The sequence below is a fragment of the Exiguobacterium sp. Leaf187 genome, from assembly GCF_001423925.1.
Lineage (GTDB): Bacteria > Bacillota > Bacilli > Exiguobacteriales > Exiguobacteriaceae > Exiguobacterium_A > Exiguobacterium_A indicum.
This window is the reverse complement of record NZ_LMPR01000012.1, coordinates 35,605-51,305: the sequence shown is the minus strand read 5'-3', so window position 1 is coordinate 51,305 and position 15,701 is coordinate 35,605. Positions and strand designations below refer to the sequence as shown.

At 46.8% G+C, this 15,701-nt stretch carries 14 protein-coding genes and 1 riboswitch; of the genes, 8 read left to right on the top strand and 6 right to left on the bottom strand.

All coding sequences use genetic code 11. The features are described 5' to 3' along the window. The first annotated feature begins 12 nt into the window (after positions 1–12). On the top strand, positions 13–1,674 hold the full coding sequence (locus ASF99_RS15565) for a glycerol-3-phosphate dehydrogenase/oxidase (protein WP_023466743.1): 1,662 nt from the start codon (positions 13–15) through the stop codon (positions 1,672–1,674). 46 nt (positions 1,675–1,720) lie between these two features. Here the strand turns inward: ASF99_RS15565 and ASF99_RS15560 are convergent, their stop codons facing one another. The 5 genes from ASF99_RS15560 to ASF99_RS15540 form a co-directional block, all read right to left on the bottom strand. After that, positions 1,721–3,157, bottom strand: coding sequence for an amino acid permease (locus ASF99_RS15560; RefSeq protein WP_055969905.1), 1,437 nt, complete (start codon positions 3,155–3,157; stop codon positions 1,721–1,723). A 225-nt stretch (positions 3,158–3,382) separates the two neighbouring features. Continuing rightward, entirely contained in the window at positions 3,383–4,678 is a 1,296-nt protein-coding gene (locus ASF99_RS15555) for a DUF2252 domain-containing protein (protein WP_055969903.1), read from the bottom strand. 68 nt (positions 4,679–4,746) lie between these two features. After that, on the bottom strand, positions 4,747–5,694 hold the full coding sequence (gene msrA / locus ASF99_RS15550) for a peptide-methionine (S)-S-oxide reductase MsrA (RefSeq protein WP_055969900.1): 948 nt from the start codon (positions 5,692–5,694) through the stop codon (positions 4,747–4,749). Between the two features lie 69 nt (positions 5,695–5,763). Beyond that, positions 5,764–5,946, bottom strand: coding sequence for a hypothetical protein (locus ASF99_RS15545; protein WP_035399267.1), 183 nt, complete (start codon positions 5,944–5,946; stop codon positions 5,764–5,766). A gap of 80 nt (positions 5,947–6,026) precedes the next feature. Then, on the bottom strand, positions 6,027–7,508 hold the full coding sequence (locus ASF99_RS15540) for an amino acid permease (protein ID WP_055969897.1): 1,482 nt from the start codon (positions 7,506–7,508) through the stop codon (positions 6,027–6,029). A 131-nt stretch (positions 7,509–7,639) separates the two neighbouring features. After that, positions 7,640–7,828: riboswitch (Lysine riboswitch) on the bottom strand. 165 nt (positions 7,829–7,993) lie between these two features. Here ASF99_RS15540 and ASF99_RS15535 point away from each other — a divergent pair. Continuing rightward, positions 7,994–8,449, top strand: coding sequence for a MarR family winged helix-turn-helix transcriptional regulator (locus ASF99_RS15535; protein ID WP_050677326.1), 456 nt, complete (start codon positions 7,994–7,996; stop codon positions 8,447–8,449). 136 nt (positions 8,450–8,585) lie between these two features. Beyond that, entirely contained in the window at positions 8,586–9,677 is a 1,092-nt protein-coding gene (locus ASF99_RS15530) for a diguanylate cyclase (RefSeq protein WP_235515959.1), read from the top strand. A 43-nt stretch (positions 9,678–9,720) separates the two neighbouring features. On the opposite strand, the gene ASF99_RS15525 is transcribed toward ASF99_RS15530, so the two are convergent. Further along, positions 9,721–10,326 (bottom strand): TetR/AcrR family transcriptional regulator, encoded by a 606-nt coding sequence (locus tag ASF99_RS15525; protein WP_055969891.1) that lies wholly within the window; start codon positions 10,324–10,326, stop codon positions 9,721–9,723. Positions 10,327–10,518: 192 nt separating this feature from the next. Here ASF99_RS15525 and ASF99_RS15520 point away from each other — a divergent pair, with 192 nt between their 5' ends. The 5 genes from ASF99_RS15520 (at position 10,519) to ASF99_RS15500 (ending at position 15,665) form a co-directional block, all read left to right on the top strand. Next, complete coding sequence (locus tag ASF99_RS15520; protein WP_035399222.1) at positions 10,519–11,175, top strand: HlyD family secretion protein; 657 nt, start codon at positions 10,519–10,521, stop codon at positions 11,173–11,175. Between the two features lie 12 nt (positions 11,176–11,187). After that, entirely contained in the window at positions 11,188–12,879 is a 1,692-nt protein-coding gene (locus tag ASF99_RS15515) for a DHA2 family efflux MFS transporter permease subunit (RefSeq protein ID WP_055969888.1), read from the top strand. Between the two features lie 130 nt (positions 12,880–13,009). After that, on the top strand, positions 13,010–13,567 hold the full coding sequence (locus tag ASF99_RS15510; RefSeq protein ID WP_023466728.1) for a hypothetical protein: 558 nt from the start codon (positions 13,010–13,012) through the stop codon (positions 13,565–13,567). A 121-nt stretch (positions 13,568–13,688) separates the two neighbouring features. Beyond that, on the top strand, positions 13,689–14,246 hold the full coding sequence (locus ASF99_RS15505) for a nitroreductase family protein (RefSeq protein ID WP_023466727.1): 558 nt from the start codon (positions 13,689–13,691) through the stop codon (positions 14,244–14,246). A gap of 222 nt (positions 14,247–14,468) precedes the next feature. Then, positions 14,469–15,665, top strand: a complete 1,197-nt coding sequence (locus ASF99_RS15500) for an MFS transporter (RefSeq protein WP_055969885.1) — start codon at positions 14,469–14,471, stop codon at positions 15,663–15,665. The last annotated feature ends 36 nt before the right edge of the window (positions 15,666–15,701 follow it).

Here is a 15,701-nt window from a genome sequence, read left to right as displayed (position 1 = left end):
GGGGAAGACAAGATGTTTTCAAGTACGGAACGGACAGCTTGGTTAGAAGAGATGGGACAAGAACTTTTAGACGTGCTCGTCATCGGGGGCGGTATCACGGGAGCCGGTATTTTGCTTGACGCACAAAGTCGAGGCATGCGGACAGGATTGATTGAGATGCAGGACTTCGCCGAAGGGACATCGAGCCGATCGACGAAACTCGTCCATGGTGGATTGCGTTATCTGAAGCAGTTCGAAATCAAACTTGTTGCCGAAGTCGGAAAAGAACGTGCCATCGTGTATGAGAACGCCCCACACGTGACGACGCCGGAGTGGATGATGCTTCCACTCGTCGAAGGCGGGACGTTCGGCAGCTTCTCGACATCGATTGGCTTACGCGTCTATGACCAGCTCGCAGGCGTCAAACGCAATGAACGCCGGACGATGCTCAGCAAAGAAGAAACATTACGTTACGAGCCACTATTACGTTCGGAACACTTAGTCGGTGGTGGTCGTTATGTCGAATATAAAACGGATGATGCCCGATTGACAGTCGAAGTCTTAAAGGCAGCCGTTGGTTACGGTGGACGTGCCGTCAACTATACGAAGGCTGAATCGCTCGTCTACCACAACGGAAAAGTTGTTGGTGTCGAAGTCCGTGACGTCTTAAGTGACAAAACGTATACGATTCGGGCAAAGAAAATCATCAATGCAACTGGTCCGTGGGTCGACGAACTACGAGAAAAAGATGGTTCGAAAGCTGGGAAATCACTCCACCTGACGAAAGGCATTCATCTCGTCATCGATCAAGCGCATTTCCCACTACAACAGGCCGTTTATTTCGACGTTCCAGATGGGCGGATGATCTTTGCGATTCCACGCGAAGGGAAAACCTACGTCGGAACGACCGACACGAACTATAAAGGAGATATTCTTGAGCCGGGTGTCACCGTGGAGGATCAGGATTATATCCTAGAGGCGACGAATCAAATGTTCAATGTCGAGTTACGACCTGAACACGTCGAATCGACATGGTCCGGACTACGTCCACTCATTCATGAAGATGGAAAGGATCCGAGTGAACTGTCCCGAAAAGATGAAATCTTCGTCTCGAAATCCGGGCTGATGTCAATCGCTGGTGGGAAGTTGACCGGGTACCGGAAGATGGCAGAACGAATCATCGATATGGTCGCAGACCAATTCAAGAAAGAAGAAAATCGGATTTACCTCGCTTCCCGTACGCACGATATCTTGCTTGGTGGTGGTCATCCACAAGGAAGTAAAGGATTTGCCCGCTACTTGAAGGAACAACAACCAAAAGGAGAAGCCCTCGGATTGTCACCGAATGAGGCGACATGGCTCATCCAACGTTACGGTACGAATGTCGAACGTGTCTACGAGTTGATTCGGACACGTGGCGACGAGGCAGCTCGTTATCAATTACCGCTACACTGGTTCGGCGCCCTTCTATATGGATTAGAAGCTGAACTCGTCATGCAACCCGGCGACTTTTTAAACCGTCGTGCCTCGGCCGTCTTCTTTGATTTCCCTCACGCTGAACAGTACGCAGATGGTGTTCTCGCCTTGATGCGTAGCGAACTCGGCTGGTCAGCAGAAGATGAAGCCAAAGCCAATGAAAGTATTCGTCGTGAATTTGATGCGGTCCGCGTCAAAGGACCTGTTCCACTTTCATAACATCAAAAGACCCGATCGCCTTCAGGCGACCGGGTCTTCTTATGTGTTACTGTTCTTCTTTCGAAGCAGCGAGTTCCGCTGCCGGCATGTTGCCTGGTTGTAAATTCGAACTCTTACGTGCAAATGTGAAGTAAAGAACTAAACCGATAGCAAGCCAGATTCCAAAAGCAATCCATGTCTCGAGTTTCAAGTTGAACATCAAGAAAAGACATGCAGCGATTGCTGCGATTGGCACATATGGCATACCTGGACATTTGAACGCACGTGGGAGATCGGGCTGTGTCTTACGAAGAATCAAGACAGCGACAGAGATCAAGACGAATGCTGCGAGTGTACCCATGTTGACGAGGTTTGCGATGACATCGAGTGGAACGAATCCAGCAACGAGTGAGCTACCCAGTCCGATCATCCAAGTCGCCTTGAATGGTGTTTGGTACTTCGGATGCACTTCAGAGAACACTTTCGGGAACATTCCGTCACGCGAGATGGCGAATGCAAGACGCACCATTCCGTAAGTCATGACGAGAATGACTGTTGTGATCCCGAGGATCGCACCGAGATCGATGAATCCAGCTACCCAGCTTTGACCGGCCATTTGAATTGCAAGTGAGACTGGATGATCGACACCGGCAAATTGTTGGTACGGTACGATACCCGTCATGATGGCTGCGACGATGACGTAAAGGACTGTACAAACAGCGAGTGAACCGATGATCCCGCGTGGCAAGTTTTTTTGCGGATCGCGGACTTCTTCAGCTGCTGATGTGACGGCATCAAAGCCGATGTACGCGAAGAAGACGATTGCGGCACCCGAGAAGACGCCTCCCCAACCAAATGGTGTGAACGGTGTCCAGTTCGATGGCTCAACGTAGCCAACACCAACAACGATGAAGAGAATGACGACTGCGACCTTGATGACGACCATGATGTTGTTGACACGTTTCGTTTCCTTGATTCCCATCGACAACAATGCCGTAATGGCAAAGAGGATTAAGAATGCTGGAAGGTTGAAGTATGTCTTGGCTCCTTCGACTGCTCCAGGAGCTGCTGATAAGGCTGTTGGCACATGGATGTTGAATCCTGCAAGTAAGGACTGGAAGTATCCAGACCATCCGGCTGCAACGGCACTCGAGGCGAGTCCATATTCGAGGATCAAGTTCCAACCGATGATCCAAGCGAAGATCTCACCCATCGTCGCATACGTGTACGTATAGACGGATCCACTGACCGGAATCGTTGATGCGAATTCAGCGTAAGCAAGAGCAGCTAGACCACAGGCGATGGCAGATAGAATGAATGATACGATAAGTCCTGGTCCTGCAGTCAATGCTCCTGTTCCTGTCAAAACGAAGATTCCGGTTCCGATGATGGCGCCAATTCCTAAAAACGTTAAATCCATCGCGCCAAGATTTCGAGCAAGTCCACTGTTTCGTTTACTTGCAGCAATCATAGCGGAAACATCTTTTTTCCGCGTCAAGCTCATGATGTACTTCCCCCTATGTCTCTTTTGATTTGTCCTACGGAGCGAGTCGTCCGTAAGAACTTAATCAAAAATTTACGAAGTTTTCTGATAAATTGATATAGGTCATTATACCTATTTCTATTTTGTTGAACGCTTTCATTCGTTAAACAAAAAAATCTGTAAAAAAAAGATGGATATGTAACACATGTTACACACCCATTTAACAAGCCTCAGTTTATTAGGTTTTTAAATTGTTTTTCGGGTCTTCATCCACTCTAAAAACACTTGGTAATCCAGCTTTGTTCGTGTCACGTAGGCTTCTGACCAACGCTCGATTTGCTCTAAAAAAGCAGTGTCCGAAACACCAATGGCTTGGATGATTTCAACATCCGCATGATGTGTCAAAATTTTTTCTTTAATCCCGGCGTCCTGATCTGCCCGCGCATGGATTTTCGCGGTAATTTGACCTTGAATACACAACACGTTCTCAAGGTCTTCCTGACTTTTGATATGCTTTGCTTTTAGTTTTTTCTTATATGGCGAGCGCTCACGTACATAATATTCCTTTTTCCCAATCGTCAGGTAGCCAAGATATGGATCCTCATGTGCCTGCATCGCTTTTTGGGACGTGATGATCCGGCGTCCTTGATGAACTGTTTCTGCTTCTGGACGATAGACGGGAAGGAACAACGAAGGGACAGAAGTCTGAGCTTGTTTCATCTCTAGAATCAAATCTTCTTCCCCTCCCTCCCCCTCAATCAAGATGTAATAGCGTTCAAGACCAATCGATGCCGTTCCACTGTCTAGTTTCCGCACGATATCCTTGATTGTATAGAACGCTTCGTCACGACGATCCTCTGCGTCAATCGTCTCGATATAGGAGGACCAGGCAGACTCAATCGCTATTCGCGTCGTATCATCTATCGCTTGCATATCCGGTAATGTACAAAAACGTCTCACGCCATCCACTAGTTCCGTACGCTCTCCCATTAATTCCTCACGTTTCTTTTCTGCTTTTTTGATCAACTTCTTGATTGGTCCTTTCGTATTATCCCGCGTAAAACAGACATCACTCGGATCTTTTCCGAGAGCGTACTTTTTTAAATCGTGTAAGTATTCCAGGACATAATTTCGAATCGCAGGAGTCGGATCGTATCCTGCCTCTTCAGCGAACAACCGGACGGAGACCGCCATGCGAATCAAATCGTATAGATAAGATCCTAAGTATCCTTCATCAAAGTCATTGACGTCGTAGATGATCTCTCCCTTCGCATTGCCATGGACACCGAAATTCTCAAAATGAAGATCTCCCTGAATCCACGTCGGTTTATCACGAGGCGTATCAAAACCAAGGGGAATTCGCGTCACGTCATAATAAAACAGATGCGAACTCCCACGGAAAAAGCGAAACGGACTCAAGCTCATCTTGTCGTACTTTTCCTGACGTGCTTGCTCATCGAGCTGACGGATTTCGTGATCGTAGAAATCAAGCACTTTCGCAATCGTCATTTGTCGAATCTCTTCATATACGGGTCGAAACATTCGATTCTCTCCCTTCCATTTGAAAAAAAGAGCAGTCAAAACGAAATCGTTTGACTGCTCCTTACGTGTTACTCGAAATGTTTTTTATATTCCCCATATCCTGCCGAATCAAGCTCTTCAAGCGGAATAAATCGTAATGCTGCTGAGTTGATACAATAGCGAAGACCACCAAGTTCTGTCGGACCATCATCGAAGATATGACCGAGGTGACTATCCGCATTCGCAGAACGCACTTCCGTCCGCGTCATCCCGTGACTCGTATCGAGTTCGACTTCCATCTTGTCTTCTGAGATGGGTTTAGCGAAGCTTGGCCAACCACAGTTTGACTGGAACTTATCTTTCGATGTGAAGAGTGGTGTGCCGTCAACGATATCGACGTACAGTCCTGGACGTTCTTCATCCCAGTATTCGTTACGGAAAGCGGGTTCTGTCCCGTTCTCTTGTGTGACTTTATACTGAATTGGTGTCAGACGCTCTTTCAGTTCTTTTTCCTTACCGTGGTCCTTCCACGCTTCTTTGATGAATTTCGCGCGACCTGAGCCGACACTATACATCTGATAACGGAACGGATTCTTTTTATAATAATCTTGGTGATATTCTTCTGCTGGCCAAAACGGCTTTTCTGGACGAATCTCTACCGCGACCGGACGCGAGAAACGTCCTGATGCGTCAAGCGCTGCTTTCGAACGTTCCGCCGTTTCACGCTGTGCTTCATCGACATAAAAGATAGCCGGCTGATACGATTCACCACGGTCGTTGAACTGACCACCACCGTCTGTCGGATCGATTTGACGCCAGAAAATCTCGAGTAATTCTTCGTACGTAATGACGGACGGATCGTACGTGACTTCAACCGCCTCCAAGTGACCTGTCGTTTCCGAACAGACCTCTTTATAAGTCGGGTTCTCTGTATGACCACCGGTATATCCTGAAATGACCTGCTCTACCCCATCATATTTATGGAATGGCTTGACCATGCACCAGAAACAACCACCTGCAAATATTGCTTTTGCCATCTATCTTCCCCTCCTCTGTATATGACTATTTTACCTCGTTCAGAGAATGGACTCGACTTTCCTGCTCATTCAATCCTCCGGGTTCGCTTTTAGACGACGCATGACGAAGTAGATCGCCGCAAAGACAAGAAGAAGTCCTCCAAGCGAATACCAGATGTTATTCAAACGATAGATCATTTGGTATAAGGCAAGCGTCACAAGCAATAATGCGATCGGTAAGAAGGCACGCTTAAAGTGGTACCAGTAATTCATAAAGATCGCCCCCTGTTTTTCTTTCATCTTACTTGAAGCGACATCTAAAAAGCCACCTTCATTTGAAGGTGGCTAGTTGATTACGATTGACGTGGATGTTCTGGGAAGTCCATCTCGTCATAACGAACGATTGACGTCCGGTTTTTGAATTTATGTCCCAACCAGAAGGCGAGGAATAATGGAATACCAACATACGTTGCGGCAATTCCGACCCAATCAATTTGATCCGCGAGGAATGCGGCATAGTTTTGACCGACGATGACGAGGAAACAAAGACCGAATGCGAACAGCGGACCGAATGGGAACGCTGGTGCCACATATGGTAAGTCTTTCAACGAGTGACCTTGTGCAAGGAATCCTTTACGGAAACGATAGTGACTGATTGCAATCCCGAGCCATGCGATGAATCCTGTCATACCGGAAGCATTGAGTAACCACAAGTAGACTTGTCCACCAAACATTGACGTCAAGAAACAGAGTGCACCGATTGCTCCTGTTGCGAGCAAAGCGTTACGCGGTACACCGTTTTTCGATACTTTCGCAAACAACTTCGGTGCATCTCCTTGGCGAGCAAGCGTATAAAGCATCCGAGTCGAAGCATACATACCTGAGTTTCCGGCAGATAGAACAGACGTCAAGATGACGGCGTTCATGAGTGCTGCTGAGAACGCAAGACCTGCTTTTTCAAAGACGAGCGTAAACGGACTAACCGCTACGTCCGTAATGTCATTCGAAACCAAGTTCGGACTCGTATACGGAATGAGCATTCCGATGACGAAAATCGCGAAGACGTAGAAAAGTAAGATACGCCAGAAAACTTGTTTGACTGCTTTAGGAACGTTCTTTTTCGGGTCTTCTGACTCACCCGCGGCAATCCCGACGAGCTCCGTTCCTTGGAAACTGAATCCAGCAACAAGAATGATTCCGATGACGGCAGGAATCCCACCGACGAACGGTGCATCGCCAAGAGCAAAGTTTTTAAAGCCAACCGGTGGCTCCGATGTAAAGACACCGAAAATCATCGCAACACCGACGACTAAAAAGACGATGACGGTAACGACTTTAATCATCGCAAACCAATACTCCGCTTCCCCGAATCCTTTAACGGAGAAGTAGTTCAAGCCGATCATGAGTAAGAGGAATAAGGCACTGAAATAAAATCCAGGAACATCCGGGAACCAGTACGTCATGACGATTTGTGCTGCGACGAGTTCAACTGCGATCGTGACTGCCCAGTTGTACCAGTAGTTCCAGCCGAGTGCAAAGCCGAATGATGGATCGACGAATTTTGTTCCATATGTCGAGAAGGATCCAGCGACCGGCATGTACGCTGCCATTTCACCAAGACTTGTCATTAGGAAGTAAACCATCAGACCAACGATTGCATACGATAGGAGCGCACCACCTGGTCCTGCTGCTGCGACGGAAGCACCGGACGCAATGAAGAGTCCTGTTCCGATCGCTCCACCGATGGCGATCATTGACATATGACGGGCTTGTAATCCACGTTTTAATCCTTCTGCTGTCGAATCTGTTGTTTGTTTCACATCTAGATTGTTCATTTCGTTCGCTTCTCTCTTTAATAAATTTTTGAGAGGACACTTTTTGAATGAAAAAACAAAAAGCGCCCTCATCTTCCAGATGGAAGATGAGAACGCAACATAATAAAATGGATGCGCCTCATTCTACCGTCGTGAAAGATAGCTCTCCACAAGTAGGTGATACCCGACTTGTGACAGTATTAGACCTATTTGATCTAATCCCAATCGATCATCTTCAAAGCGATGATTGATTTCGGCAATTCTTCCTTTCAGGTCACCTCATCTGTCGCTTGACGACATCCGTAACCGTACTCTTAAGAACTGCAACCTCCATCCCACTGGTTGAGTGAGAACTGAATTAAGTTAGTTATTACTACGCCATATTACACAAAACGCCACGAAATTGTCAATTGCCTTTTTCGAATCTGGGGTAGTCGATGGTAAAAATCCGATATGTTTAGTACACTAAATGGTAGAAGTCCACTGAGAGAAAGGATGCTGCTTGCATGCCACAGGAACGTGATTTGCTAACTTATCGACTCGAGGAACAAATGCGTGTCATTCTTCGTACCCTGCGACGTGAACTTAACCGGCTATTTGAAGGAACGGCGACCCGGAGTGAATTTTTCATCTTACGAAGCCTTTCAGAAAATGGTCCTCAGCGCCCGACGCTTCTTGCGGAACAATTTGAGCTCGCGACGAGTCAAGTCACTGCTTTGACGGATAAGCTGTATAAACAAGGATATGTCACACGGACACGCTCGACGGAAGATCGTCGTTCAATCGTCCTCGCTTTGACGGATGACGGAGAACGTGCATTTCGGGATCTCGAAATCGTCCGGAAAAACTATTTACAAGATCGCTTCGGTACATTGACGGAAGAAGAGCTGGAAACGATGATTCGTGTCTTTGATAAAATTTTACTGACGATGGATGAGGATTCTCTTACTTCATCTTCTTAAAAACGGTAGATCTTCTACCGTTTTTTATTTTTCATCTAAACATTTATGCCTGTCTAACCGTTATCTAGTTGAGTATACTGGAAGTATATATATGGAAATCTGTTAGTTGGGGAGCTGGGAGGATTTGTTGTCCATCATGAATCAATTCATCATTAACTTTTGTCTACTGTTTACAACGATTACTCTCTTGTTCTTACCGTTTCGGAATCAACCGCGTATTTCATTGAACTCCAAATGGAGCATTCGACTTATACTCGGAGCAGTCTCTGGTTTGATTGCGGTCTTATTGATGTTCAATGGGATTCAAATCGATGTCGCCCGTGTTGATTTACGTATCGTTCCCGTCGCGATTGCCATGCTGTTCGGTGGTTTCCCAAGCGCCATCGTTGCTGGTGCAATGATCATCGGGACACGTTACTTTTTAACACCAGTTGATCAAATGGAAGGATTTTATTTATCGACGTTGATCATCGTCTTGTTCATCACGACGATCGGGATCATTCGTCGATTCGTCCATGTCTCGATGCGTCATTTTCAGCTTATGGTGTTGGTCGGTATTCTCTATTCGTTACCCGCCATCTACGTCCTGACGCACAGCTGGTCGACATTCTTTAAAATCTCGATTGCGTACGTCTTCTTTAATTTATTAGCTGGCTTTGTCGCTTTTCGATTGCTGACGGAATTACGCCGTCACTTCGAAAACATCCAGTATCAGCAGAAACTCGCCATGACGGATGCTTTGACAGGGCTCGCCAATCGTCGTCGCCTGGATGACTCGCTTTCGCTTGTCGGCTCGACCGACCAAGGCTATTCGCTTGTACTCATCGATATCGATTTCTTCAAGCATGTCAATGATACATATGGTCATGATGCGGGCGATGATGTGTTACGCCAACTCGGCATGACTCTCGCTTCCTTGACCCGTCCAGACGACCTCGTCGGACGGTACGGTGGTGAAGAATTTTTAATCATCTTACCAAGTACTTCGGCGAAAGAAGCGCAAAAAATAGCAGAACTAGCTCGGTTGACGGTCGCACGTAACCTGTTCCCAACAGCAGATGTACCTGATCTGCAAATTACGATCTCACTTGGGATTTCCCATTCCAGTGGTTCGCATACGTCACTTGAAGCATTACAACAGGCAGATAAAGCGTTGTATTATTCAAAAGAAAGCGGACGGAATCGGAGTACGATCTATACGAAAGAACTTGCATTCCGACAAGCTTAAACTGATTGGACACTTCCGCAGGGAAGTGTCTTTTTTTACGTCTTCATTCCGTTTCTTTAGGAAAACCGATACTCTCAACCGTTCCAAAGACGATCATCCGACTTAATTGTTCTGCCATGTATTCTGATGAATACGGTCGACCGTTTCGTAACCAAGAAATCAACAATCCTAACTGTCCACCAATGACATAGTTCAATAATAAGTCTCGATCGACGAACGTAGCTTCTTCTGTGATTTGCGGTCGAAACACAATTCGATAATTCTCTTTCAATGTATCGAGAAAACGAGAGATGAACGTTTTGATCGGTCCTTGAACGAGCATCGTCTGATAGAATAGTTCATTTTCTTCGATATGAATGAACAAACGAGCAAAATAGCGACTCACCTGCTCGACTGTCGGAAAGACAGTTCCTGTACCCGTGATCCGAATCGCTTGTTCAAGTGCTTTCATTTGCTCCTCAACGACTTGATCGAGCAAATCATACTTATCCGTATAGTGTGCGTAGAAGGTCGAACGATTCACACCTGCTCCATCCGTCAACATTTTGACAGTAATGCTCGAGAAGCTGTGCGTCTTCAGTAAACGAAATAATTCCATCGTAATACGGTCACGTGACCGTTTTGGTCGGGGATCACGGCTCTCATTCATCCATATTTCACTCCTTTTTCATCCTCTTTTCATTAATGAATCCGTTATCATCTATTTTTCCAACATTTTGTCGGAAATTGTCGGTTGTTTGTTAGCTAACGTTCCATATAATTAACTATATTAATTACTCCTCCCCCCAGAGGAGTACTTTTTTTGAATCGATTGTACACAAGAAAGGATGCTAACACACCCATGAGTATGAAAAAATTATTGATCATCAATATCGTGACACTCATCGTTTTAATCGGTGGTGGTGTTGTCGGATACTACTATTACGATCAAGCAACGAGCTATGTCAAAACAGACAACGCGAAAATCGACGGTAAGATGATAACGGTTGCGAGCCCAAGCGCTGGTAAATTAACAGACTGGTCTGCGAAAACAGGCGAATCACTTGCCAGTGGCGCAACAGTCGGACACGTCATGACGGCACAAGCTGGACAAAAACCGACGGATCTCTCGGTTTCAATGCCCTCAAAAGCAACGATCGTTCAGTCGATGGCGACAAAGAACGGCTTCGTCGCAGCAGGTACACCTCTCGCCTATGGTTTTGACTTAAACGACCTTTGGGTCACAGCGAACATCGAAGAAACAGAAATCGATGAAATCAAAGTCGGACAAACAGTGGATGTTTACGTCGACAGCTACCCGGACACGACACTTTCTGGTGAAGTCGAGCAAATCGGTATGACGACGGCTTCCACGTTCTCAATGATGCCTTCTTCAAACGGAAATGCGAACTACACGAAAGTCGCACAAGTCATTCCTGTTAAAGTCTCACTCTCGCAAGAAAAATCACTCGACATTCGACCTGGTATGAATGTGACCGTCCGCATTCATAAGGATTAAGGAGGGACGTTCATGTCTACTACCTTCTTGTTCGGATACAGTGCGTTCACGATTCTGATCATCATCGGCGTCAACTGGATTGCCCGTCGAAGTCGCCCATCCGACATGGCACTGGCGACTGACGGACCGACTCTTGAGGAATCCCTCGAGGCGGAACCGACGATGACCGTGACACCACCAGTCGCAGCACCTTCTAAACAGGTATCGACTGAAAACGTCAGTATTCCGAAAGTACTGACGGTCTTACTCATCGGTATGTTCATTGCTATTTTGAACCAAACGTTGATCAATGTCGCGTTACCGGTTCTGATCAATGACTTTAACGTGTCGACATCCACTGCCCAATGGTTGACGACGGGCTTCATGCTCGTCAACGGGATTTTGATTCCGATCAGTGCCTTTTTGATGCGAAGCTACACGTTCCGTCAATTGTTCCTCGCTTCGATGACACTGTTTTTCTTCGGATCGGTCATCTGTTCGATGGCAATGAACTTCCCGGTCATGATGATCGGTCGTGTCGTTCAGGCTGCGGGTGCTGGTATCTTGATGCCACTCGGATCAAACGTCTTCATGACATTGTTCCCACCGCATAAGCGCGGTGCTGCCATGGGAATGCTCGGAATCGCGATGATTCTGGCTCCAGCTGTCGGACCTACGATCACGGGATATGTCATCCAAAACTATGACTGGCACGTCATGTTTTATGCGATGTCGTTCTTTGGATTAGTGACGTTGTTACTCGGTACAGCCTGGTTCCGCCTGACGCAGCCACTCTCGAAACCTTCTTTCGACGCACTGGGCGTCTTATTTAGTACGATCGGATTCGGGAGTCTCCTTTACGGATTCAGTGAAGCCGGGAATGACGGCTGGGATAGCCCAATCGTCATCAGCACGATCGTCATCGGCTTAATTGGAATTGCTGCTTTTGCAATGCGTGAGCTGTCGATGGAAGATCCGATGTTGAATATTCGTGTGTTAAAGGTTCCGGAATTTTCGTTCACCCTCTTCATCAATGTCATCGTCACGATGGCCTTGTTCGGCGGGATGTTGCTTTTACCGATTTACCTTCAAAGCATTCGCGGTTTTTCACCGGTCGATTCAGGTCTTCTCCTTTTGCCCGGATCACTAATCATGGGAATCACCGGACCGATTGCCGGTCGTTTATTTGACCGCTTCGGTATTCGACCGCTCGCTATCTTCGGTTTGACGTTGATGACGTACGGGACATGGGAATTGACGCAATTAAACATGGATACGTCGTATTATTCCATCATGGGCATCTACGTGCTTCGGTCATTCGGTATGGCATTCATCATGATGCCGATCATGACTGCCGGTATGAACGCTTTACCGATGAAGATGATCCCACACGGAAACGCGACCCAAAACACACTTCGTCAAGTCGCCGGCTCCATCGGAACGGCAATTCTCGTCACCGTCATGACCCGTCAAACGACGGCTCACTTGGCAGACGATGCGAATCAGTTCACGACGCTCGACCCGACGCTTTCGCAACATTTAAACGATCTTGGTCAACAGCTGGGTAGCTCCCAAGCCGCTTCAACGAGTTGGTTTACGATGCTGACGAAACAAGCGACGATCCAAGGGATCACCGATGCGTTCTGGATTGCGACCGTCTTGTCTGCGCTTGCACTGATTCTGTCCTTCTTCTTGCACGGAAAAAAAGAACCGAATCTAGATTGATTGACGACAGACCAGTTGATGTCCTATCAGCTGGTCTTTTCTTATACTTTACGAAAAGTTCTTCTTTGCACTTCAGCCTTAAAATCGATACACTATGGACAATGAGTTTCATATCTAAAGGAGATGCTTTATGGTTGCCTTTCTGCAATTTTATGCGTTCATCTTTGCTTGTTGTTTTGCTTGGCAAGTTGGTCGACCATCCCCTTGGTCACAAAAGATCGTTCGTGCCTTTTTAACAAGTGTCAACGGGCTCTTCGTATTTGCACGTGCCTCGATTTCAATCTTTTTATTAGTTGGACCACTATTACTCGTCACTTATCTTGTCTTCCCACGGTTAATCGCTTTTGAAAATGGTTTAGCGATGGTGATCAGCGTGCTCGTCATCGGACTGGTTGATCGTCTCGTCAGTCTCGTCGTCCTGCCACTCATGCGTTCCTTTTTCTTAAAACGTCAACGCGTCATGCCACAATCGGTGGAAATGGTACTTTATACGATGGCAATGGCTGTCTTACTCTTCATTCAGCTTCATGCTGTTCCTGGCGTTCAAATTCATGTAGCGTTAACGATTTTCCTTGGTTTTACGATTTATTTCGCTCATTATCTATTTGCCCTATATCGGATTCGCCTCATGAAAAAGAAGCTAACGACCGTTGCTCAAGATCAAGACGAGGAACGAAAAGCCTCTTAAATACGAAAACGAAAGATGATTTCCTCTTGGGAATCGTCTTTTTGTTTTCTGATAAATAACGTTGACAATGATAATCGTTATCATTTATAGTGAAAAAGTACTCAGTGAGGAGATGAAACGGATGCATGCCCAACAAGTGATTGAAACACGCCGCTCGATCCGATCCTATACGGAACAACCGGTTCCGGTCGAATTGGTAGAAGCATTACTCGATACAGCGATTTATGCTCCGAATCATAAATTACGAGAGCCTTGGCGCTTTGTTCTCGCAATCGAAGACGGACAAACACGGTATGTCGATGCCTTAATGGAGTTACTAACGGCGCGTGGTCAATTCGAGACGAAAACGTCTGAACAACGTCAACAGGCTGAACAAAAATTACGGGAAGTCCCAGTTTATTTAACGGTACTTTGTCAGGTACAAGGGACACCGGATCAACAACTAGAGGATACTCTCGCAACGGCTGCGATGATTCAAAATCTGCAGTTGGTAGCAACAGAACGAGGTCTTGGGTGTTGCTGGAAGAGCGGAAAACACTGGTTCACACCAGAGTATGCCTCACTCGTTGACGCTTCTGAAAACGAACGCGTTCTCGGCGTCATTCAAATCGGCTGGCCTGCCATCGTTCCACCTGTCAAACCTAGAACGTCCGCAAAGGACAAGTTGACGCACTTTTAAGAGGTGCGCATTCTGCGAGCTACCCCTGCTCGCGCCAATCAAGCCCCAATTCAAAAATAAAAACGTTCCGATGACGTCTCTCTCCCCAAACGGAGACGCAATCGGAACGTTTTTCTGTTAGAGAAACCCTTCATGATTGACAAGTGATTTAGCTTGAATCTAAGATTATGAAGGTGAAACAAATAACCGCTTACAGAAAGCGGGTCGAAAGAAGGGGTCCCCTTGCACGCGGATCAACGAAAAAAATTAACGGTCCTCATGATCAACATGTTCATTGCGGTCGGGAGCTTCGGGATCATCATTCCGATTCTACCCGCTTACTTAGCATCGATTGGACAGGGTGGAACGGCGGCTGGATTAATGATCGCCATCTTTGCCGGAGCACAACTCGTCATGTCACCGATTGCCGGAAAATGGGCGGACCAATACGGTCGTCGCAAGATGATCATCTATGGATTGATCGGCTTGACGCTCTCGATGTTCGTCTTCTACTTCTCCAATTCCGTCACGGTCCTCTATATCTCGCGCGCAATCGGTGGTGCCGGTGCCGCACTCCTGATTCCAGCGATCTTTGCTTACGTCGCGGACATCACGACGATGGATCAGCGCGCAAAAGGAAACAGTTACGTCTCAGCTGCGATGTCACTCGGAATCGTCATCGGTCCTGGAATTGGTGGATTCCTTGCCGAATACGACTTAAAATTGCCACTACTCGTCTCAGCGATCGTCTCAGGGGCAGCCGTCTTGTTCAGCGTCCTGTTACTTCAAGAAAGCGAAAAACACGATGCGACAGCGATGGCACCAGACGAAGGGTCGATGCTTCGAAAACTCGGCACGTCGTTTAAGAAACCGTACTTCGTACCGCTCGTCATTACACTCGTCATGAGCTTCGGTCTCATGGCATACGAATCAGTACTTGGTCTATTCGTCGATGACCAATTCGGTGCTTCACCGAAAGACATCGCGATCATGGTGACGTCGACCGGTATCATCAGCGTAATTGCTCAAATCTTCATCGTCGATAAGTTGTCAAGTAGTCTCGGAGAAGGAAAGGTCTTGAACCTATTCCTGTTCATCGCAGCACTCGGTTTCCTGTTGTCATTATTGACATCAAGTTACGGTGGATTCTTTGCGATTACCCTCGTCATCTTCCTTGCGACATCGATTTTACGTCCCGTCTTGAATACGATGATTTCAAAGCTCGCTGGTAATGAGCAAGGCTTTGCTATGGGAATGAACAACGCCTACATGAGCATCGGGAACGTACTCGGACCGACGCTTGCAGGTGTCCTGTATGACGTCAACATTCTCTATCCGTTTGCACTCGGTCTGATTTTCCTCGTCGTGACGTTCATCGGATCGTTCATCTGGCAGAAACGTCAATCGCGTTTAATTAAAAAAGTCGAACAAACTTCTTAACGTCAAAAAAGCAATGCGTTCCCGATTTTTTATTCG

Bases quoted from the DNA above. Each gene is read 5' to 3' on its own strand.
- ASF99_RS15565 (WP_023466743.1), top strand. From the start codon at position 13: ATGTTTTCAAGTACGGAACGGACAGCTTGGTTAGAAGAGATGGGACAA.
- ASF99_RS15560 (WP_055969905.1), bottom strand. From the start codon at position 3,157: ATGAGCTTGACGCGGAAAAAAGATGTTTCCGCTATGATTGCTGCAAGT.
- ASF99_RS15555 (WP_055969903.1), bottom strand. From the start codon at position 4,678: ATGTTTCGACCCGTATATGAAGAGATTCGACAAATGACGATTGCGAAA.
- msrA (WP_055969900.1), bottom strand. From the start codon at position 5,694: ATGGCAAAAGCAATATTTGCAGGTGGTTGTTTCTGGTGCATGGTCAAG.
- ASF99_RS15545 (WP_035399267.1), bottom strand. From the start codon at position 5,946: ATGAATTACTGGTACCACTTTAAGCGTGCCTTCTTACCGATCGCATTA.
- ASF99_RS15540 (WP_055969897.1), bottom strand. From the start codon at position 7,508: ATGAACAATCTAGATGTGAAACAAACAACAGATTCGACAGCAGAAGGA.
- ASF99_RS15535 (WP_050677326.1), top strand. From the start codon at position 7,994: ATGCCACAGGAACGTGATTTGCTAACTTATCGACTCGAGGAACAAATG.
- ASF99_RS15530 (WP_235515959.1), top strand. From the start codon at position 8,586: ATGAATCAATTCATCATTAACTTTTGTCTACTGTTTACAACGATTACT.
- ASF99_RS15525 (WP_055969891.1), bottom strand. From the start codon at position 10,326: ATGAATGAGAGCCGTGATCCCCGACCAAAACGGTCACGTGACCGTATT.
- ASF99_RS15520 (WP_035399222.1), top strand. From the start codon at position 10,519: ATGAGTATGAAAAAATTATTGATCATCAATATCGTGACACTCATCGTT.
- ASF99_RS15515 (WP_055969888.1), top strand. From the start codon at position 11,188: ATGTCTACTACCTTCTTGTTCGGATACAGTGCGTTCACGATTCTGATC.
- ASF99_RS15510 (WP_023466728.1), top strand. From the start codon at position 13,010: ATGGTTGCCTTTCTGCAATTTTATGCGTTCATCTTTGCTTGTTGTTTT.
- ASF99_RS15505 (WP_023466727.1), top strand. From the start codon at position 13,689: ATGCATGCCCAACAAGTGATTGAAACACGCCGCTCGATCCGATCCTAT.